General features: G+C 45.0%; 18 protein-coding genes. 3 read left to right on the top strand and 15 right to left on the bottom strand.

The genetic code is table 11. The annotated features are described in order from the left end of the window. Nucleotides 1–91 precede the first annotated feature (91 nt). Nucleotides 92–1,051, bottom strand: coding sequence for a tyrosine-type DNA invertase cluster 3b (locus NQ505_RS03245; RefSeq protein WP_008998129.1), 960 nt, complete (start codon nucleotides 1,049–1,051; stop codon nucleotides 92–94). Nucleotides 1,052–1,192: 141 nt separating this feature from the next. Here NQ505_RS03245 and recO point away from each other — a divergent pair, with 141 nt between their 5' ends. The 3 genes from recO (at nucleotide 1,193) to NQ505_RS03230 (ending at nucleotide 4,252) form a co-directional block, all read left to right on the top strand. After that, nucleotides 1,193–1,921, top strand: coding sequence for a DNA repair protein RecO (gene recO, locus NQ505_RS03240; RefSeq protein ID WP_004298226.1), 729 nt, complete (start codon nucleotides 1,193–1,195; stop codon nucleotides 1,919–1,921). 164 nt (nucleotides 1,922–2,085) lie between these two features. Then, nucleotides 2,086–3,030, top strand: a complete 945-nt coding sequence (locus NQ505_RS03235; RefSeq protein ID WP_008998128.1) for a hypothetical protein — start codon at nucleotides 2,086–2,088, stop codon at nucleotides 3,028–3,030. After that, on the top strand, nucleotides 3,023–4,252 hold the full coding sequence (locus NQ505_RS03230) for an acyloxyacyl hydrolase (protein WP_008998127.1): 1,230 nt from the start codon (nucleotides 3,023–3,025) through the stop codon (nucleotides 4,250–4,252). Before NQ505_RS03235 ends, NQ505_RS03230 begins: the two co-directional genes overlap by 8 nt. 420 nt (nucleotides 4,253–4,672) lie before the next feature. Here the strand turns inward: NQ505_RS03230 and NQ505_RS03225 are convergent, their stop codons facing one another. From NQ505_RS03225 to mraZ, 14 genes are all read right to left on the bottom strand, one after another. Then, complete coding sequence (locus tag NQ505_RS03225; protein WP_004298215.1) at nucleotides 4,673–5,122, bottom strand: GatB/YqeY domain-containing protein; 450 nt, start codon at nucleotides 5,120–5,122, stop codon at nucleotides 4,673–4,675. Between the two features lie 85 nt (nucleotides 5,123–5,207). Continuing rightward, on the bottom strand, nucleotides 5,208–6,518 hold the full coding sequence (gene ftsZ / locus NQ505_RS03220) for a cell division protein FtsZ (protein ID WP_004307359.1): 1,311 nt from the start codon (nucleotides 6,516–6,518) through the stop codon (nucleotides 5,208–5,210). A gap of 57 nt (nucleotides 6,519–6,575) precedes the next feature. Further along, nucleotides 6,576–8,027 (bottom strand): cell division protein FtsA, encoded by a 1,452-nt coding sequence (ftsA, locus tag NQ505_RS03215; protein WP_008998126.1) that lies wholly within the window; start codon nucleotides 8,025–8,027, stop codon nucleotides 6,576–6,578. Between the two features lie 80 nt (nucleotides 8,028–8,107). After that, the gene (locus NQ505_RS03210; RefSeq protein ID WP_004298212.1) at nucleotides 8,108–8,845 is read right to left on the bottom strand and encodes a cell division protein FtsQ/DivIB; all 738 of its coding nucleotides are present in this window, start codon (nucleotides 8,843–8,845) and stop codon (nucleotides 8,108–8,110) included. Nucleotides 8,846–8,915: 70 nt separating this feature from the next. Then, complete coding sequence (gene murC, locus NQ505_RS03205; protein WP_004324392.1) at nucleotides 8,916–10,292, bottom strand: UDP-N-acetylmuramate--L-alanine ligase; 1,377 nt, start codon at nucleotides 10,290–10,292, stop codon at nucleotides 8,916–8,918. 88 nt (nucleotides 10,293–10,380) lie between these two features. Then, a complete protein-coding gene (murG, locus tag NQ505_RS03200; protein WP_008649233.1) occupies nucleotides 10,381–11,502 on the bottom strand; it encodes an undecaprenyldiphospho-muramoylpentapeptide beta-N-acetylglucosaminyltransferase in 1,122 nt (373 codons plus the stop codon). Between the two features lie 31 nt (nucleotides 11,503–11,533). Further along, complete coding sequence (locus tag NQ505_RS03195) at nucleotides 11,534–12,862, bottom strand: FtsW/RodA/SpoVE family cell cycle protein (RefSeq protein WP_004298209.1); 1,329 nt, start codon at nucleotides 12,860–12,862, stop codon at nucleotides 11,534–11,536. 32 nt (nucleotides 12,863–12,894) lie between these two features. Further along, complete coding sequence (murD, locus tag NQ505_RS03190) at nucleotides 12,895–14,229, bottom strand: UDP-N-acetylmuramoyl-L-alanine--D-glutamate ligase (RefSeq protein ID WP_008998124.1); 1,335 nt, start codon at nucleotides 14,227–14,229, stop codon at nucleotides 12,895–12,897. Nucleotides 14,230–14,370: 141 nt separating this feature from the next. Further along, nucleotides 14,371–15,639: a phospho-N-acetylmuramoyl-pentapeptide-transferase gene (locus tag NQ505_RS03185; RefSeq protein ID WP_004307345.1), complete on the bottom strand. Its 1,269-nt coding sequence runs from the start codon at nucleotides 15,637–15,639 to the stop codon at nucleotides 14,371–14,373. 90 nt (nucleotides 15,640–15,729) lie between these two features. Next, on the bottom strand, nucleotides 15,730–17,178 hold the full coding sequence (locus NQ505_RS03180) for a UDP-N-acetylmuramoyl-L-alanyl-D-glutamate--2,6-diaminopimelate ligase (protein WP_008998123.1): 1,449 nt from the start codon (nucleotides 17,176–17,178) through the stop codon (nucleotides 15,730–15,732). 29 nt (nucleotides 17,179–17,207) lie between these two features. Beyond that, nucleotides 17,208–19,334: a penicillin-binding protein gene (locus NQ505_RS03175; RefSeq protein WP_004307341.1), complete on the bottom strand. Its 2,127-nt coding sequence runs from the start codon at nucleotides 19,332–19,334 to the stop codon at nucleotides 17,208–17,210. 76 nt (nucleotides 19,335–19,410) lie between these two features. After that, nucleotides 19,411–19,767, bottom strand: a complete 357-nt coding sequence (locus NQ505_RS03170; RefSeq protein WP_004298204.1) for an FtsL-like putative cell division protein — start codon at nucleotides 19,765–19,767, stop codon at nucleotides 19,411–19,413. A 6-nt stretch (nucleotides 19,768–19,773) separates the two neighbouring features. Continuing rightward, entirely contained in the window at nucleotides 19,774–20,688 is a 915-nt protein-coding gene (gene rsmH / locus NQ505_RS03165) for a 16S rRNA (cytosine(1402)-N(4))-methyltransferase RsmH (RefSeq protein ID WP_032853270.1), read from the bottom strand. After that, a complete protein-coding gene (gene mraZ / locus NQ505_RS03160; RefSeq protein WP_008998121.1) occupies nucleotides 20,675–21,145 on the bottom strand; it encodes a division/cell wall cluster transcriptional repressor MraZ in 471 nt (156 codons plus the stop codon). The genes rsmH and mraZ overlap by 14 nt, the downstream gene beginning before the upstream one ends. Nucleotides 21,146–21,191: the final 46 nt, after the last annotated feature.

Here is a 21,191-nt window from a genome sequence, read left to right as displayed (position 1 = left end):
TACTCTTTTTATATATCTTTGTGCAGTATTTATATCCGTTACCTAAGAAGTAATGGATAAGGCAGATTGCTGATAGATAGTTGTTTATGTATTATTGATGACTTGTGTTGTAAGATTCTACGTAAAAACAATTCAATTGATTGGCTTCTGTTCTTTTCTTCAAACCAAAACCTTTCAGATAAGTTTGCGTGGTTTTTATAGATTTATGTCCTAGTGATTCACTGATCATTTCAATAGGGATTCCCTGGTATTTGGCATTTGTTGCCCAAGAATGCCGAATGGTATATGAACTGACAGGTGATTTTAGGTTTAGTTCTCTTGACAGGCTTTTTAATTGATTGTTGAATCGGCGGAGGGCTGACTGATATTCCTTATATATGCCTTCTTCTTTTCGTCTCTTATCTCCTCTCATTATATTAAATAGGTAGTCTGGGCAATCTTCTCTCGGTGGATTGCTGTTACGCAGCCTGTTTATCTCTTTCTTGGAGGTGTCTAGGATTTCAAGACTTATTGGTGTGCCTGTTTTTATACGATTGTATCTAAGGATTCCGTCTTCCAATGCCGATTTCTCTAAATGTGCGAAATCAGAGAACGGCATACCGCAGAATTGGAACATCAACCGTGCGATAGCTTGCGTACGGATTAAGTGTTGGGATTGAGGGGCTTTGTAGAGAAGTGTATGCAGTTCGCTGACCGGGAGCGCCTTTTTCTGTCGTACATCTACGCCAGTGTATACGTCACGAAACAGTCGGGGGATAAAGCGGGCTACCCCTGCTTCTACACCACGATTATAGATGCTGCGCAACATACGCATATAGGTCGAAACAGTGTTTGGCTTCAACCCATGTTCGTGGAGGTGCTGTCCGTATCGTCTCAAACTATCGCGAGTGATCTGCCCGAAAGTTATGCTGGGAGTACCACAGAACCTTGTGAATGACAGAATTGCATTCTTATACACATGTGCTGTCGAATAACGACCTTCTTCCTGTAAATTCCGGATGTATGCTTTGGCGCATCCGGTAAATCCGTTTTTATTACTTTTTCGTTTCATAAGCTTGTTTATCTTTACTTGTTATTCAGGGACTATAACAAAAGTAGTTATCTTTTTTGTTGTTAATGCCTTTAAAATCTCTCCGATTACCTTGTATTTTTTGTAGCTTTGCTTCGGATTTGGAAATGAGGTTATTCAGTTATGCTGCAGAAAACGAAAGGAATAGTTCTTCATACGTTGAAATACAATGATACTTCTATCATTGTAGATATGTATACGGAGTTGTCCGGCAGAGCTTCTTTCCTTGTAACAGTGCCTCGTTCGCGAAAAGCGGCTGTGAAATCCGTACTTTTCCAACCGTTATCTTTTATTGAGTTCGAGGCTGACTATCGGCCTAATGCGACACTTTATCGTGTGAAGGAAGCGAAATCTTTTTATCCATTTTCTTCCATACCTTATGATCCGTATAAGTCTTCGATGGCACTTTTCCTGTCGGAGTTTCTTTACAGGGCTATCCGGGAGGAGGCAGAGAACCGTCCGTTATTCGCCTATCTGCAACATTCTATCATTTGGCTGGATGAGTGTGGAGAGGGATTTGCCAATTTTCATCTGGTTTTTCTGATGCGTCTTTCGCGTTTTCTGGGGCTTTACCCGAACCTGGAAGATTATCATACCGGCGATTATTTCGATTTATTGAATGCCTGTTTCACTTCCATTCGTCCCCAATTACATTCTTCCTATATCAATCCTGAAGAGGCTGCCCGTCTCCGTCAATTGATGCGCATGAATTATGAGACCATGCATCTTTTCGGTATGAGCCGTGCGGAGCGTACCCGTTGCCTGACGATTATGAATGATTATTATCGTTTGCATCTGCCTGACTTCCCGGCATTGAAATCATTGGAGGTATTGAAAGAACTGTTTGATTAGTGCTTTTAATCGTTTACGGTTATCCTGCTTTTATTCGTTTCCAATCCAGAAAGGCCAATACGGCGTTTTTCAGTGCGGCGATGCTTTTGATTACAGACAAGATACTGAATTCTAAAAATATATGTTACTTTTGTCCCTTATGAAATGACAAGAGAGAAAACAACATGAAAACATTCATAAACTTCACGACTTATTTTCTTATTCTATTGGGACTCTATAGTTGTAACGGTGATGTATTTGTTGATGATTTCCGATCTTCCGATTCAGAACTTACTTTGGACGGAAACGGTGATGTCGCGACGATCCGATTTGCATCTTCCAATTGGGATTTATTTGGGATGTATAATTACGATGAAAGTTTTTCCTATCCATATAAAGTTTTTGATGAGAATGGTAATCTGATAATGACGGATCAAATCCCATACTTGAAGGGATTGGGCAAGATTGTGTGCGACGAGGAGTTGATAGGTTTCACTGTCGATCGCAACAATCCTAAAGAATTGAAGATAACGGTGGACGAGAACGCTCGTTCTACTCACTTTCGATTAATGCTTGTAGTAGGCAACGAATATGAGTCGCAAGATATATATGTTGAAATTTCACCGTCGGACAGGTATGTGTTCGATCATATCACTTATTCTTTAGATATGTATTCTTACGGAAAGGTGATAGAGACACAAAATAGTTTTGTACAACCTAACTATTGGGACATTCCATACCCCTATCTGTTATCTCCTTATGAGGATGTTCAACATGAAGTGATATTCACAAGCTATATGCCCGAGGCTTTTCAATTATTGGGAGAAAGTAATCTGACAGTAGAGATACCGAGCATTAAGAGTAGATATTTGGAGATGAATGGTAAAAAGGCGCAATATATCTCTACAAAACAATCCTTTCCTTACCATAACACAGAACAGAAAGAAATCCTCATTCCACCTTTTACTACTCAGCGAATCACCTTGATGCTAGAGTATGAGCGGTTTGAAACGCAATACACTCTCTATGCTTTTCACCCTAAAACCAAAAAGCAACGAATCATCACCGGTATGCTGCAAAGTAAAATGCCTGTAGACTATCACATAAAACGCGAGGACATCAATGAATAGAAATATGAATACCGGACGATTGCTGTATATGATTTGCTTATTAGCTTTCTCGGCAGTTGGCGGAAAGTTAGAGGCACAGACAGTTGTGCAACCAGTCGAACAGCAACACGACAGCATAAAATATGCGCCTATCCACCAGATTGGTTTTGACATTCGTCCCGGTTATGTGGCTCCGACAAATAGTTTCCTCGAAGGAGATAATGCGCAACAGAAAAGGATTAACCAATCACTTTCCCTGCATTTGAAATATGCTTTCCGGTTTAGCAAAGACTCCAATTTGGGTAGATTGTATCCTCATGCTTATCAGGGGATAGGTATTTCATATAATACTTTCTACTGTCCCGCTGAATTGGGAAATCCCGTGGCGGTATATGCCTTTCAGGGCGCACGTATTATGCAAGTTTCACCTCGTCTGTCATTTGATTATGAGTGGAATTTCGGTGCATCTTTCGGTTGGAAGAAATATGACGGGCAATACTATCCGCAGAATGAAGTTATTGGTTCTAAAATCAATGCATATATCAATTTAGGTTTGGTATTGAATTGGCAACTTCATCCGCAATGGAAACTGGCAGCAGGTGTAGATCTCACACATTTTTCCAATGGAAATACACATTATCCTAATGGGGGACTTAATGTTATTGGAGGAAGAATCGGAGTGGTACGTACGTTCGGTGAAGAGGATGCATCCACAGATGTTCCCAAACGCCTTTATGTGAAGCCGCATATCAGCTATGACCTGGTGATATACGGAGCTACACGTAAAAGAGGGTTTGTAAAAGATGGCGTACCAAGTTTGGTGCCCGGTTCATTTGGTGTTGCCGGGCTCAATTTCGCTCCGATGTATAATTTTAACAACTATTTTCGTGCCGGGCTTTCTCTGGATGCACAGTATGACGAGAGTGCCAATATTAAAGACTATAAACTGGAAGGAAGCTTTATGGACGATTTAAAGTTTCATCGTCCTCCTTTCCGGGAACAATTTGCTGTTGGTTTGTCTCTCCGGGCAGAATGGGTGATGCCTATTTTTTCAATCAATGCAGGTATTGGGCGAAATCTGATATGCAGTGGGGATGATACAAAAGGGTTTTACCAGATTTTGGCTCTCAAAACCTATGTCACCCGACATTTGTTTTTGCATGTGGGATATCAGTTGAGCAAATTTAAAGATCCTAATAACTTGATGTTGGGGCTTGGATATAGATTTCATGACAAACGATGAAAGAATAATCTTCGTTTGCACGTTATTACACCGATATTTCGTGATAAAATCGGATAATTACGGCTTTAAAATCAACTTATACTACACAGAATGGGTCGTATACAATGGAAGAGTAACTGTTTCATGCCTTGAAACAGGCTGTTTGCTATATCGAAACACTTTGTTTCTAGGCTCTAAACAAAGTGTTTTTGACGTTGAAACAATGTGTTCTTATACTGTGAACTAATGCTCTATACAAAAGATAAGAGGTGTTGCTACTATAAAAGAAAGTTGCAGATGTGTGTAAGATAAAACATCTTGCACGCATCTGCAACAGTATCTTGCACGGGTTTATACTGCTATTAATCAAATAGATAAACTCTGGTTAGTGTAGGGTGCAAGATAAAATCAAAATAAAATCTTCTGTGGAAGTCCCGGAGGTTATCCCAAAAGCTCTTTCACTTTTGCAGAAATGGCACGTCCTTCTGCAAGACCTGCCAACTTCTTGGAGGCAACTCCCATAACTTTACCCATATCTTTACCGCTTGTAGCACCTGTTTCAGCGATAATTTCCTTCAATGCAGCTTCCAGTTCTTCGGCAGTCATTTGTTTCGGCAGGTATTTCTCCATAACCGCTACCTGGCCTAATTCTACGTCAGCCAAATCCTGACGACCCTGTCCGATATAGATTTCAGCAGAATCTTTTCCTTGTTTCACAAGTTTCTGGATAATCTTCAGAGCAGCATCATCTGTCAATATATCGTTAGCTCCCGGGGCAGTCTTAGCTTCTAGGAAGAACTTCTTTATATTTCTCAAAGTTTCAAGGGCTACTTTGTCTTTCGCCTTCATTGCGGTTTTAATGTCTTCGCTGACTTGATCGAATAAATCCATACTATTATAATTAAAAATTAAAGATTAAAAATTATAACTGAAGCCTGATTTTGCGAGTTTATAATTTTCGTTCTTAGTTCTTTGTTTAGAACGTAATCACACCGTTGTCATCTGTAGCTTCTTCCGTGGCTACTTCCTCTTCCAGAGCGGCTTTCGTCCGGATTTTGGTAAGAGTAGTCTTATCACGCATATAAGTGGGAGAATCTTCTACCATGGCGATGATGTCGTCGTTGTCCAGATCTTCCGTGTTGAAAAGATAGATGTGGCGGCGTTTGCGGAGGCTCTTGCTTCCGATGTTGCTGGCACTTTCGCCGTATGCCTTGCGGATACGTTCCTTGTTCTTTTCTTTTTCCTCTTCCAGTTGCAGTTGGCGTTCTTCCTCTTCCTGGCTGCGTGCAGCGTGCAGGCTGTCCATTCCGGGAACGTCTTCCACACCGAATCCGGTTGCCAATACGGTGATTTTTACTCTTGTTTCTAGTGAGTTGTCGATGGCAACGCCCCAAATCACTTCCACCCCTTCGCGGAATTTGCTCATGAACTCGTGTATCTCGTTCATTTCCTCCATCATCAGTTCCGATGACGGGCAGAAAGATACGTTCAACATTACTTTCTTGGCATTGAAGATATCATTGTTGTTGAGCAACGGAGAATGCAGGGCATCGTCGATTGCTTTCGTCACACGATTTTCTCCTTCGCCGAATCCGGTACTCATGATTGCTACTCCACCATCTTTCAGGATGGTTTTCACATCGGCAAAGTCAAGGTTAACCGTACCCCGCATGGTGATAATCTCGGCAATACTTTTGGCAGCAATGGAAAGAGTATCATCGGCTTTGCCGAAAGCGTTCATAAAGGTAAGGTCGGCGTATATTTCGCGCAGGCGTTCGTTGTTGATAACCAGCAAGGCATCAACATGCTGGGCGATGCGCTCTACGCCGTCCAGTGCCTGGATAATTTTCTTTTCTCCTTCGAAGATAAAGGGGATGGTGACGATACCGACAGTCAGAATATCCATTTCCTTCGCAATGCGGGCGATGACCGGAGCAGCTCCCGTTCCGGTTCCTCCTCCCATTCCGGCGGTGATGAATACCATCTTGGTGCCGTCGTTCAGCTGGTTTCTGATATCTTCTATACTTTCTTCGGCGGCGTCGCGTGCCCGTTCGGGACGGTTGCCGGCTCCAAGCCCTTGCGTGATGCTACGGCCCAGTTGCAGTTTCACCGGGACAGGTGATTCGGCTAATGCCTGGTTGTCCGTGTTACAAAGAACGAACGTTACATCATGGATGCCTTCCCGGTACATGTGGTTTACAGCGTTACCACCACCACCACCTACACCAATCACTTTGATGATCTTCGGCGAATCTGTCGGGAAATCGAATTGTACTATCTCGTCCATATCTTGATTGAATTATGAATTACGAATTATGAATATTGATTAACAAGCTGCTGAAGGTTACTTCATATCGTCGTCGGAGAAGATTTCTTTCGTCAACGAATCGATCTTGCGTTGAATCCAACTCGGACCTGCTTCTCTTTTCCGTCTTTCTTTCTCTTCCTTTTCCTTTTGCTTGCGAAGTTTTTCCGCTTCTTTGGCGGCTAGCTTGGCTTCCCGCTCTTCTTCCTCTTTCTTGAGACGGGCGATGCGGGCCTGTTCTTTCAGTTCCTGATCGTCCTCAAACATATCCACTGTCTTATGCACTTCCGGCTCCGGTTTGGAGACTGATGGTGCAGGAGCGGCTTGCGGAGCAGTTTCCGTCAGGCAGCAGTTCTGGTTGCCTTCAAACAGGAGTCCGAACAAAGTGTTCTGCGAACCGTCTTTCTTCAGTATGTTGTTGGGCGCATGAACCGTATTGCGTGGGAGTTTCGCCATCCGTATCTTTTCTATCTTACTGCGTTTGCGCAAGGTTTCGTCCAGATTCTTCAGGTTGGCGGCTCCTCCTGTCAGGATGATTCCTGCCAGCAGTTTGTCCTCGTAGCTCGATAGTTGTATCTGGTTCCATACGTTGGCAACGATTTCCTCGGCACGGGCTTCGATGATATTGTTAAGATCCGCCACTTTGATGATACGGTTGTCATCATCCAGTTTGCAGGTTGCTTCTTCCTGTTCGGGGTCCTCTTCATAGAGGGCGTCGCCGTAGGCTTTTTTCAGGCGTTCGGCTTCTTCCTCCTCCATTTGCAGGGTGGTGATGTCACGCGTGATGCTGTTGCCTCCCAAAGGCAATACAGTCAGGAAGCGGAGAATGTTATTCTTATATACAGAGATGGTAGTTGTGTCTGCTCCGAAGTCGATCAGTGCACAACCCGAACGGCGTTCGCTTTCTGTCAGTACGGCATTTGCGGTTACTAACGGAGCGATCAGTTGGTCGGCAATATCAATTTTAGCCTGTTGGAAACAGTGCTCCAAGTTCTTACGTACGGAAGCACGGGCAACGATATTGAGGAAACGTCCTTCGATGTGGCTTCCTACCAGACCTACCGGATTGGCTTGCAGGTTATTACCTACCTTATATTCTTGTGGAGCTACGTCCAATATATCCATATCGACCACCGGGATGGCAATGTTCTCATCACCGATAGCGCTTACAAGCTCTTCGGATATGATAGCTTCTTCCTCCAGGTCGCGGCTTACTACATTGCGGACGGTGCGGAGTGATTGTCCGCCGATGCCTACATATACCTTGGCAATTGAGTTTTTCAACTCACCTTCCAGTCTGTTGATGATTGAAGTCAGGCTTTGCGCTGTCTTGTCCAGGTTAAAGATTACTCCTTTACGAATGAACGTAGAAGAGTCTTCCTGGGCATACGCTAATACCTGCATGCTTCCGTCACTGTTCTTTCTTCCGGCCACACCGGTTATCTTCGATGAACCAAGTTCAATAGCGGCGATAAATTCTGTTGTTGCCATAGGGTTATTTAATTTACTATTTTACTATTTACAATTTACTATATAGAGAGACTGTTTACTTATCATCTATCACTTATCAACTACTCTCGTTTTGTACAGATAATCTGGTTGCTGAATTCGAGATTGATACGTGAATATTTGTTCCAGCCTACCCGGTTGAGTCCTTTTTTGTAGAACTCCTTCAAACGTGCCAGTTTATCTTCAAAGTTCTCCAGTTTTCCGAGATAGACCAGATGGTCTCCCACACGCGGCACCAATTCGATGTTCTGGTCGGGCAACACATGGATCTGCTCTATCTGGGCGTCCCAGAATTTATTATTATGCAAAAATACACCAAACTTATATAAATCCTTCATTGCAAACGACTTTTCTACGTTTCCGGTGACAATTACCCGGTGAGCGACACATTTTGCTTCCGGTGGCATGATAGTTCCTTTGTTGTCAAGGTAGTAGTTTTGGCCGTTGGCGCTCATGACCCGGAGGATAGGAATACGCTGTGTCACTTCCACGCATACTTTGCCGCTGGGTGTTTTGTAGCATTCGGCTTCGTCAATCAACGGATGTTTGCTTAGTTCCCGTTCCAGTGACTTGGTGGAGATGCGTTCCATCTTCTTCCCGATGGGGTAGATCCCTTTCTGCTGAAGGATACCTTTCAGCTCTTCTTTGGTGATGAAGCCGGCGTATGCGGTATCCTTGATAACCAATTCCATGTCACGGCAGGTCTGGTCGGCAGGCTTGCGGTTGAAAGCGGTGATAGCTACGGCAAGGTAAGCTATGAGCACCAGCATGACGATGGATAGAAGGATTCTTTTAATCATAATCAAAAATTAAAGATTAAAAATTAAAATGCTTGCACTGTTTCGGACAGGCTGCCGGGTGATTATTCATTTATCTTTTTTCTAATAGTTCCTTTATTTCGGGGACATAGTTATCGATGTCTCCGGCTCCTAAAGTAATTAATACTTCAATGTTTTTATCTTTCAGAATGTTCAGTATCTCTTCCTTTTTGCACATACTTTTTTCGATACCCGGACGGAGATTATCATAAATCAGTTTGCTGGTGACACCCGGAATTGGTGCTTCGCGTGCCGGGTAGATGTCTACCAGAATCACTTCGTCGAGTAACGACAGACTATCGGCAAAATCCTGATAGAAGTCGCGGGTGCGGGTATAGAGATGAGGCTGGAAGATGGCTGTGATCTTCTTGTCCTTGTAAAGTTCGCGCATAGACAGCACGCTCTGTTTGATTTCAGAGGGGTGGTGTGCGTAGTCACTTAGAAAGACAATCCGGTCGTTCTTGAGTTTGAAGTCGAACCGGCGGTCTACTCCGCGGAAACTTGCCATACCTCTTTTTATCTCTTCATCGGTCACTCCGTTGAGGTGTGCCAATGCCATGGCGGCTACGCCATTTTCTATGTTGATACTTACCGGGATTCCCAGTTGGATGTCGTTGATACGGGTGTCCGGAGCAACAAAGTCGATGAATATCTCTCCGTTTCCGATACGGATGTTTTCTGCATGGAAGTCGCCTTCGTCACGTGAGTAAGTGTAGACACGAACGCCCGGCTGCACTTTGGGTTGCAGAGAGATGCCTTTGCGGATAATCAGTGCGCCACCCGGTTGGATTAGCGTGGTGTAATGTTCGAAACTTTCCAGATAGGCTTGCTCTGTTCCGTAGATGTCCAGATGATCGGGGTCGGTAGACGTGATTACGGTCATATAGGGTGACAGCCAGTGGAAAGAACGGTCGAATTCATCTGCTTCAATCACTGTGTAAGGGCTTGCTTGAGAAAGCAGCAGGTTGGTGCCGTAATTCTTTGAGATTCCTCCGAGAAAAGCGGTACATTCCACGTGCGACTGGTGGAACAGATGAGCTGTCATAGTCGATGTGGTTGTTTTCCCGTGGGTACCTGCCACACACAGACCTTTGCTTGAGTGGGTAATCGTTCCCAATACTTGGGCGCGTTTCTGTATTTCGAATCCGTTGTTATGGAAATAAACGAGTTCTTCGTGTTCCTGCGGAACGGCCGGAGTGTATATGACTAACGTACTTTCCTTGTCTTTGCAGGCTGCGGGAATCAGGTCGACGTTTTCTTCATAATGTATTTGTGCGCCTTCGGAGATTAGCGTTTCAGTCAATGGAGTAGGAGTACGGTCATATCCTGCCACTACCTTTCCTTTGAAAAGGAAGTAGCGTACAAGTGCGCTCATACCGATGCCGCCGGCACCTACGAAATAGACTGATTTTATCGTTTCTATATTCATTTCTTCTGTCTTTTTATTTTAGTGCAGATTACGTTGTTTGATACGGGCATTGTGCCGTTACTTCAATCTGCGTAATCCGATCGTCCATTTATCTGTTCTTTGCTTCCGCCAGCTTAATGACCTCTTGTGCGATGATTCTCGCTGAATCGGGTAAAGCCAGTTTAGCGATATTCTCTGTTAGTTCTTTCAGTTTCTGCTCGTCGTTGACGGTGGACAGGGCTACGTCCATCAAAGTGGTTTCCGCTTCACTGTCTTTGACGTAGATAGCTGCCTGTTTGTTCACCAACGCTAAGGCGTTCTTCGTCTGGTGATCTTCTGCCACGTTGGGCGAGGGCACTAAGATAACAGGTTTGTGTAGCAGGCAGAATTCAGAAATGGAACCTGCTCCCGCACGGGAGATAACCAGATCGGCTGCTGCATAAGCGGCTGCCATATCTTTGATGAAATCCGTTACATATAAATTCGGAAGTGCTCCTGCCGCTTTTACGGCTTCTGTTACTTGCGGGTAATAGTATTTGCCCGTTTGCCAGATAAACTGCACGTCCGTGTTTTCCTTGATGGTTGTCAGACTGGCTGTCAGCGTGTTGTTGATGGTGCGTGCACCCAAGCTGCCACCTACAATCAGGATTGTCTTTTTGCCGGACTGTAAGTGGAAAGAACCTAGCGCTTCTTCTTTTGACGGCATATCCTTTGTCAGGTTCTGGCGGACGGGATTACCCGTCATGATGATCTTGTCGGCGGGGAAGAACTTTTCCATTCCGTCATAAGCTACACAAATCTTACGAGCTTTCTGTGCCAGGAGTTTATTAGTTACTCCGGCATACGAGTTTTGCTCCTGGATTAATGTGGGGACTCCCATCATTCCGGCAGTCTTTAGTGTTGGCCCGCTTGCATATCCGCCTACACCTACCGCCACTTGCGGGCGGAAGTTTTTGATTACTTTGCGCGCTTTCCATTGGCTGCGCATCAGTTTAATCAATACGGATACATTTTTCCATAAATGTTTGCGGTCGAATCCGGCTATCGGAAGTCCGATAATCCGGTAGCCTGCATCGGGAACCCGTTGCATTTCCATACGTCCTTCAGCGCCTACAAAGAGAATTTCTGCGTCGGGGCGTAGCTCTATTATAGCGTTTGCGATAGAGACGGCAGGAAAGATATGTCCTCCTGTTCCTCCACCGCTGATGATAATTCTAAGTTCTTTTTCCATCATTCTGTTTTCTTCTGTCCTTTCTCAACATTTACCGTTCATTGTTTCTGCTATCATGCTCATCTTCAAATTTGGCGTCGCTGTTCAGAATCTGTGCTGTCGGTTCGGCTGCGGCCTGTGCTTCCGAATTGGCTGCGGCATCCGCCTCTATTTGCAGTTGGATCTGTGCATCGTGCGCTTTCTGTTCTTCCAGGTGAGCGGTATATCGGCTTACGCTTAATATCATTCCGATATAAGCGCAGTTGATTAACGTACTTGTACCTCCTTTGCTGACCAGAGGCAGGGGTTGTCCGGTGACGGGGAATAACCCGACGGCAACCATCATATTCAGTATTGCCTGTGATACCAACAACAGCGCAATACCCATGACGAGAAAGGCGGGGAAGGTTCGCTCGCACTTTTGGGCGATTCGTCCGGCTCGCATCAGCAACCATAAATAGAGGAACACCACAAATATTCCTCCTACCAGTCCCATTTCTTCAATCACAATCGCGAAGATAAAATCGGAGAATGCCTGGCTAAGGAAGTCGCGTTGTATCGAGTTTCCCGGACCTTTGCCTACTACATGGCTGGTAGCAATAGCGATTCGCGCGTGTGCAATCTGTGCGTCTTTGTCAATATCAAATTTGGCTGCCGGCACTTCTTCTTTCTCAAAGAAACCGGAAACACGATTCTGCCACGTTTCGAAACGGTGAAGTCCCGGAGTGTTGTGCAGTGTTTTGGCGGGAATAGCCATCAGTATGCCTACGGCAACACCGCCTACAAGCCCCAATATCCCCAACATCCCGAACAGTTTCTTGGAAGATACCCGTCCGATGAACATCATCATACATACCACTCCGAACAGCAGCATTGCTGTCGAAAGGTTTTCCGGTGCGATGAGCAGGAATACCAGTCCGGTGAGGATCATGATATATTTAAAGGCATTCGGATTGGCCCCATATTCGTCCTGCCTTTTGGACAGGATGAATGAGACGGCAATGATTACCGCCATCTTTGCCAATTCCGATGGCTGGAATTGCAATCCCATAAAGGTCATCCAACGGGCGGCCCCGTTGACACGGTCGCCTGTGATGATGCCCATCAGCGTGACAAATGCCAGTAGAACCAGAGATACCGGATATAGAAAGACCGGAAATACCTGGAACCATTTGTAGGGAACATTATGCAGAAATACGACTACCACAGCTCCCACCATCAGGATGATGGAGTGTTGCGTAATCGGCCCCCAATGGTCGCCACTTTTGTAAGTCAGCGTCGACGCTGCCGAAAACACCTCGATGATCGAGATGAGGCAGAGACAGAGGAAGATAATCCAGATTACCTTGTCACCTTTGAATATGTTCTTTAATAAATCCAATCTTGCAGAATTTAAAAATTAATAATTAGAAATTAAAGGGCACGGACACATTCTTTAAATTGGTCGCCACGGTCTTCGTAACTCTTGAAGAGGTCGAAAGAAGCGCAGCAAGGACTTAATAATACCGTTTCACCTTTCTTTGCCAGTTTATATGCTGCTTCTACGGCATCTTTCATGCCGGTTTGCACATCGGCTACCGGCAGACCGAAACGGTCGAAGAATTCGTGAAGCTTTTCGTTATGAAGTCCCAGATATACCAGTGCTGAACATTTTTCGCGTACCAGGTCTTCAATTTCAGTATAGTCGTTTCCTTTATCTTTACCACCGAGAATCAATACCGTTTTGGTAGTCATGCTTTGCAGGGCATACCAGCAGGAGTTGACATTCGTGGCTTTAGAGTCGTTAATAAAATCAATTCCGCGCACACGTGCCACCTTTTCCAACCGATGTTCCACTCCCTTGAAATCGGAGAGGGCCTTGCGGATGTTTTCTTTGGCAATGCCGGCAAGGTTTGCCGAGATACCGGCGGCTAAAGAGTTGTACAGGTTGTGTTGTCCTGTCAGGGCCAGTTCCTCTTGCTCCATGTTGAAGGCAATCGGTTCGGTGATTTTCACTTCGTGATCTTCTACGTATGCAATCGCTCCATCCTCTTTTACAGCGGCAAAAGGATACAAGTGAGCTTTCAGACCATGTTTTGCCAGTTCCTGTCTGATGATAGGGTCATCGTTCCAGAAGATGAAAGCATCGTCCGGTGTTTGGTTTTGGGTGATGCGGAATTTAGCGTCGATGTAATTCTGCATACAATGGTCGTAGCGATCAAGATGGTCCGGAGTGATGTTCATCAATACGGCGATGTTCGCACGGAAGTTATACATATTATCCAGCTGGAAAGAGCTAAGTTCGATAATATAGTAATCGTGGTAATCTTCGGCTACCTGCAAAGCAAGGCTTTTGCCGATGTTGCCTGCCAAACCTACGTTCAGACCTGCGCTTTTGAAAATATGGTAGATCAGGGAAGTCGTTGTGGTCTTCCCGTTAGAACCTGTAATACAGATCATTTTGGCATCAGTATAGCGTCCGGCAAACTCTATCTCGGAGATCACCGGTGTGCCTTGAGCTTTCAGTTTCAGGATGATCGGGGCGTCATTCGGGATACCGGGGCTTTTGATAACCTCGTCGGCATTCAGAATGAGTTCTTCGGTATGGTGTCCTTCTTCCCAGGCAATTTGATGGCTGTCGAGAAGTTCCTTATACTTGTCCTTGATGGCGGACATGTCCGAAACAAACGTCTCAAATCCTTTGACTTTAGCGAGTACGGCTGCACCTGCGCCGCTTTCGCCAGCTCCTAAAATTGCTATTCTTTTCATCTACAATAATGTGCCCTTATTTTCTAATTGATTGATTTATCTATTAGTTGTGCACATCTTTAAAGGTTAATAATCGGGTTAATACTCTCTATCTATAAAACTTGTTTCCCGTATGGAAACCTGGCTCCGGCACCTTGCCGGTTATCTTATTTTAAGCGTTATAATCGTTATTGCTGCCAATACAATCGTTACAATCCAGAACCGGACGGTAATCTTTGATTCATGAAACAGTTGGTCGGGTTTGGTGAATTTCACCGTACATCCCGGTTCAATCAGGCTCATCGAAGTGCGGAAGTGATCGTGAATCGGTGTACGCTTGAACAATCGCTGTTTCACACCTTTTCGTTTTCCCGCCTTATAATAAGCCCGTTGCAGGATTACCGACAGGTTTTCTACCAGGAATACACCGCAAAGAATCGGTATCAGCAACTCTTTGTGGATGATGATGGCAAACACTGCGATAATACCGCCAATAGTAAGACTGCCTGTATCTCCCATAAATACTTGTGCCGGATAGGCGTTGTACCATAAGAAACCTATCAGTGCACCGATAAAGGCGCAGATATAGATTACAAGTTCTTCCGAGCCCGGAATATACATGATGTTCAGGTAGCCTGCAAATTCGATATGCGATGATACATAGGCCAGTACCCCCAACGTTGCACCGATAATTGCCGAGTTCCCGGCTGCCATTCCGTCCATACCGTCATTCAGATTGGCGCCGTTTGATACGGCGGTAACCACAATGATTGTGACAATGACGAACAATATCCATCCGGCTGTTTGCGCATGTTCTCCCATGAACGAAACCAGATCGGCATAATCAAGGTTGTTGCTCTTGAAAAAAGGAATCGTTGTCTGGGTAGATTTCAGATCATTCGTTCCGTGTATCACTTCCATCTCCCGTCCCGGATTATGAACTTCGATATTCTCACGGATCACTACGTCCGGACTTAAATACAAGGTCATTCCGACAATTAAACCTAAACCGACCTGACCGATAATCTTGAACTTGCCATGCAAACCTTCCTTGTCTCTTTTGAAGATTTTGATATAGTCGTCTGCAAATCCGAGTGATCCCAACCATATAGTAGTGATTAGCATCAGTATCATATATATATTATGCAGTTTACCTAACAATAAACAAGGTATCAGGATGGCTACAATGATGATGACACCTCCCATGCTCGGCACGCCTACTTTATTGACGCCAAACGGGTCGGTTTTAGCATCACGCTGCGTTTCTGTGATTTGTTTCCTTTTGAGTAGGTTGATGAACTTATCTCCCCAGATACTTGAAATAAGTAATGCGAGGATAACCGCCATCAAAGCACGGAATGAAGTATATCCGAACATTCCCGCTCCTGGAAAATTGAGCTTATGTAGCCATTCAAATAGATAGTATAACATAAATAATTTGCCAATTTATTGATGTGTTGTTATGCCGGTTGCTGTCGGATAGATAACGAAGCCGGTCGGCATATTAGCACAGTCTATTCATTATTTAAAAATTTCTTTGAGTACTTCTTTGTCATCAAAATGATGTTTCACTCCTTTTATCTCCTGGTAATTCTCATGTCCTTTTCCGGCAACGAGAATTACATCTCCTTTCTCCGCCAGCATGCAAGCCGTGCGAATCGCTTCTTTACGGTCGGCAATGCTTAGTGTTTTCTTCATATCTTCCGCATCCAGTCCGGCAAGCATGTCATTGATGATGTCTTGCGGCTCTTCAAAGCGCGGATTGTCGGAAGTGATGATGACGCGGTCACTCGCTTTGGCAGCTTCCTTTGCCATGATGGGGCGTTTGCCCTTGTCGCGGTTACCGCCGGCGCCTACCACGGTAATCACTTTTCCTTTTCCTTCAAGCACTCCATGAATAGCGTTCAGTACATTAATGAGAGCATCCGGGGTATGTGCATAATCAACAATCGCCGTAATTCCCTGCGGTGAGCGGACCGCATCGAAGCGTCCGGCTACCGGATGAAGTGTGCTAAGAGCTACAAGCACCTCTTCCTCTTTCTTGCCTAACAGAACTGCCGCCCCGAATACCGCCAACAAATTGGAAGCATTGAACTTTCCGATAAACTGAACTGCCAGTTCATGATTGTTGAAGTCGAGCAGCATCCCTTCGAAATGAGACTCTAATACCCGTCCTTTAAAGTCGCTAAGGCTTCTCAATGAATAAGTATAGACCTTCGAACGTATGTTCTGCGTCATTACCAGTCCGTTTTTATCGTCCAGATTGGTCAGGCTGAATGCATTTTTCGGCAGATCGTCAAAGAATTTCTTCTTCGCTTTCAGATAGTTCTCTACTGTTTTATGATAGTCGAGATGGTCGCGGGTCAAATTGGTAAAGATCCCTCCTGCAAACTTTAATCCACTGATACGTTTCTGTGCAATCGAGTGGGAGCTGACTTCCATGAACACATATTTGCATCCTTCATCTGCCATCCGTCCCAACAAACAGTTCAACGTGATTGGATCAGGAGTAGTATGTTCTGTCGGAATCGGTTCATCATCGATGTAATTGCAAACGGTAGAAATCAATCCCACCTTATAGCCGAAATAACGGAATGTATTATATAATAAGGTAGCGATCGTTGTTTTTCCGTTCGTCCCGGTAACGCCGACCAGTTCCAACTTGGAAGTCGGGTCTCCGTAGAAGGTAGTGGCAATTTTTCCTACCGCATCTTCGCTGTCTTTTACTCGTACATAGGTGATCCCCGCTACAGGTTCTTCCGGCATATCCTCGCAAAGGATGGCGATTGCTCCTTTTGCGATGGCAGCAGGTATATAAGCATGGCCGTCGGCTTGTGTGCCACGCATTGCCATGAATAGCTGTCCGGCTTCCACTAGACGGGAGTCTATGTTGACACCGGTGATTTCTATGTTTGAATCTCCGGCTACCTCTACCGGTTGGATTGCTTTCAGTAACTCATTTAATAACATCACTCTATTCAATTTTTAATCTTTAATTTTTAATTAAGCGTAAGCGTCACTGTCTGTCCCTTCTTAACAATCGTTCCGTTGGCTATCGACTGGCTTTTTACTTTGCCTACGCCGACCAGATTGACTTTCAATCCTTTGCTTTCCAACAAGTACACAGCGTCTTTCGCTCCCATACCTATCACACTCGGTACAAAATTCTGCATATTGCTCCGGCTCTCAAGAACCACAGCTTGTGGGGCAGAATGGGTATTTCCCCAAACCTCTTTGCCCGAATCAGCGATTTTGCCTTGTACGTTAATCTGCAGCTCTTCCAATACTCGTTGCGCTTCGCGCATCTCTCCGGCTTTTACATTCGGAATGACTACGGAATTAGTATCAATCGCATTGGTCAGCGGTAACCGCAAGTCTTTGGCATACACCCTTTCTGCAATCTTGCTGAACACACTACCTGCCATTAAACCTCCCGAAGCCGGTAATCCCGGTTTCTGGATAGAGACAATCATGCTATATTTAGGTGCTTCTGACGGGAAATACCCGCAGAAACTAACCAGATAATTTGTTCTTCCCGTTTTGTATCCGGCTGCTCCCTGTGAAATCTGCGCCGTTCCTGTTTTTCCTGAAACGTGGAACTGCTTGCTTCCCGCAGGTTTGGCAAGTCCTTCACCAACCACTTTTCGGAGAATCTCACGGATCTGTGCCAAAGTCTTATCCGAACAAATCTTGGGATTGATTACCTCTGTCGGATATTCTTTCACTACTTCCCCGTCCTTCATGGCAGCTTTGACAAACTTCGGACGCACGGTGACTCCGTTGTTGGCTATCCCATTATAGAATGTGAGAATATTGATCGGTGGAACCTGTGTCTCGTAGCCGATACTCATCCACGGCAATGTTGTCTTTGCAAAATAACGTTCTTTCGGGCCGCGTATATTCGGTTTTCCTTCTCCCGCAATCTGCAGGTGTAACGGCTGGTCGATGCTCATCCGTTTCAACCCGTCTACAAATTTCTGCGGGTTGCTGCCGTAGAAATGGTCTATAATATAAGAGGTACCCACATTGGACGAAACCCCTAGAATTTCCGTAACAGTCAGCTTTCCATATCCTCCGCGATGCCAGTTATGGTCTTTCATGACACGTCCATACATCGGCATCTGGCCGTTGCCGGTATCTACCACATAGTCCGGCGTGATCTTTCCGTCTTCAAGAGCTACCATGATAGAGGCCGTTTTGAAAGTAGACCCCGGCTCGAGCATATCACTAATAGCATTGTTGCGCATTTCGTAGTACTCACCGTCTTTGCCTTGCATCATGTTGACGATGGCTTTCACTTCTCCCGTACTTACCTCCATCAATACCACCACACCCACGCTCGCATTCAGCTCTTTCAGCTTATCCACCAACGCCTTCTCGCAAATATCCTGCATACCTACATCGATAGTACTAATCAGATCGCAACCATCAACTGGTGGCACATCGACAATGTTCAGGTATTTGTTCATCACCTTCTGACGGTGTGTCAATCCGTCCCGCCCTTTCAGGATGGTGTCGAAAGCAAGTTCGATACCATTTCTCGCTCCTTTGGCTGTGTCTGCATACACATCTCCCAGTGTACGGGCAGCCAGTGAACCGAACGGTTTCTTACGCTGATTGTAAGCTTGTTCCTTGAATCCGCCTTTATACCGGTTCAAGCAGAATACAGGCAGTCTCTTTACCTCTTTATATTGTATATAGGAGATACGTTTCGGATAAATCAGATAATTGCGGCTTTTTGCCTGGCGTCCTTTCTTGAGGTGTGCCTTGAATTGAGCCGCACTCTTGTCCGGGAATATCTTGTGAAGTCCGATACAGATTGAATCCATATTGGCATTGAGGATGGAATCCCGGCGTGCCTGATCTTTCTGCCTGCGTTTTTCATCCTTTTCACCGGACATAAAGTCCATATATATTCTGTACTCGGGCAGAGAGCTGGCCATCAGTTTACCGTCAGAAGAAATAATGTTTCCACGATTAGGTTTTACCGTCACATTCTCTTTTACGAAACGGTCAGCCACATCCTGCCAGTATTGTCGTTCGGCAAACATGGTGATGCCTGCTTTTACAACAATAGCTACTCCTATCAACGCCATCAACAGGATGACGAAGAAGTAACGGGTCATTATGTTCTTTTTATTAACTGCCACAGTATTTGTCTTTTAAACGCTTAACTATCATTTATCAACTATCCACTATCATCTATTTAATAAGGTAAGGAGGATTGGTTGATGTTTGCAAATCGCTTTCCTTACTCGATATATAATCTTCAATGCGTGACTGGCGGCTCTTTTCCATCAGCTCTGAGCTGCGAGTCAGTGCATCGTATTTAATGTCTGTCAATTCCTTTTTCAGCCGGTCTATTTCGATCTGTTGCTGTTGACTGGCATAACGATTGTGAATGTAGAAGATGATGAATACCATGATAAGTACCAGCAACTTCGTTTGACGGCGGAAAAAATCGGTAGCCAGAATGTCTCCACCCAGAATACTCTTCAGAGAGGTGCGTTTTTTCTTCTTGTCCTCTTCTGCTTTCTTGTTTACTACTTCTTCTTCCATATCTTTTTATTTCTTTTCTGCAATTCGTAATTTGGCGCTTCTCGACCGCGGGTTTCGTTCTATTTCTGCCTCGTCGGGAACGATTACCTTATTGTTGACAAGGCGGAAAGGCGTTTGCAGATTGCCGAAGAAGTCGGTTTCCGCTTTTCCTTCTACATTGCCTGTCTTCATGATGTTTTTCACCATTCGGTCTTCCAGCGAATGATAGGTGATAACTACCAGTCTGCCGCCCGGCTTTAATGCCTCCGTAGCAGCCAGCAACATCTCCTTCAACGCCTCCATCTCTTGGTTTACTTCAATTCGTAGTGCCTGGAACACCTTTGCCAGCTCTTTCTTTTCGCGTTCACGACCGAAAAGCGGTTTGACGACTTCCAAAAACTCACCGATGGTCCGGATATTCTGTCCGCTTCTGGCTTTAACGATGACAGAAGCCAGTTTGCGGCTATTCTTTAGTTCCCCGTACAGGTAGAGGATGTTTGCAAGACGTTCTTCATCATAAGTATTCACGATATCTGCTGCTGTCATACCGGCACGCTTGTTCATACGCATATCCAGTGCCCCGTCAAAACGGAAGGAGAAGCCACGTTCGCTATCATCGAAATGATGGGAAGATACGCCGAGGTCGGCCAGGATCGCGTCTACCTGTTCGATGTTGTGATAACGCAGGAAGTTGTGCAGATAGCGGAAGTTACTGCGCACGAAGATGAAATGAGTATCGTTGACAATGTTCCGTTCAGCATCCTCGTCCTGGTCGAATCCCAGCAGACGTCCGCCTTCTCCGAGCCGTGAAAGGATCTCGCGCGAATGTCCCGCTCCTCCGAATGTAACGTCTACATACGTTCCATCCGGTTGGATATTCATACCGTCAACGCTTTCTTTCAGCAATACAGGTACGTGATATGTCAATTCATCTTTCTCCATCTTGTCTATTATCATCGTTCATAATTTCTTCTAATGCTGCACCGAACTCTTCGGGTGACATGAAAGGCTGTTCTGCCCGTTCTTTCGCCCAGATCTCTATCTTGTTATCGATGCCGATAAAGCGAATATCCCCATGGATACTGCAAACCTGTAAATACCGTTTCGGAATTAATATGCGCCCGTTGCTATCAGGTGTCACTATTTCAACGTCGCTCACGAATTGCCTGAAAATAAGTTGGTGTTTGCTATTCCATTTGTTAAGTCTACTACGTAGCTCGTTCAACTCCTCGTTCCACACGCTCTCGGGGTACAGGGTTAAACAGTCCTGAAATACGTCTTTACGCATAATAAGCCTCTCTTCGGAAGCGGCTTGTAATTGCTTCCTGAAGGTGGCGGGTATGAACACCCTTCCTTTGGCGTCCGCCCTGGCTTCAATATTTCCTAAAAAACGTATCATTACCTTATTATAATAAGCGACCGTAAAAGTATGAAATTCCCCACAA

The sequence above is a fragment of the Bacteroides sp. D2 genome (assembly GCF_025147085.1).
GTDB lineage: Bacteria > Bacteroidota > Bacteroidia > Bacteroidales > Bacteroidaceae > Bacteroides.
Note: the sequence above shows the minus strand (reverse complement) of the source record. Positions and strands in the feature narration are given on the sequence as shown.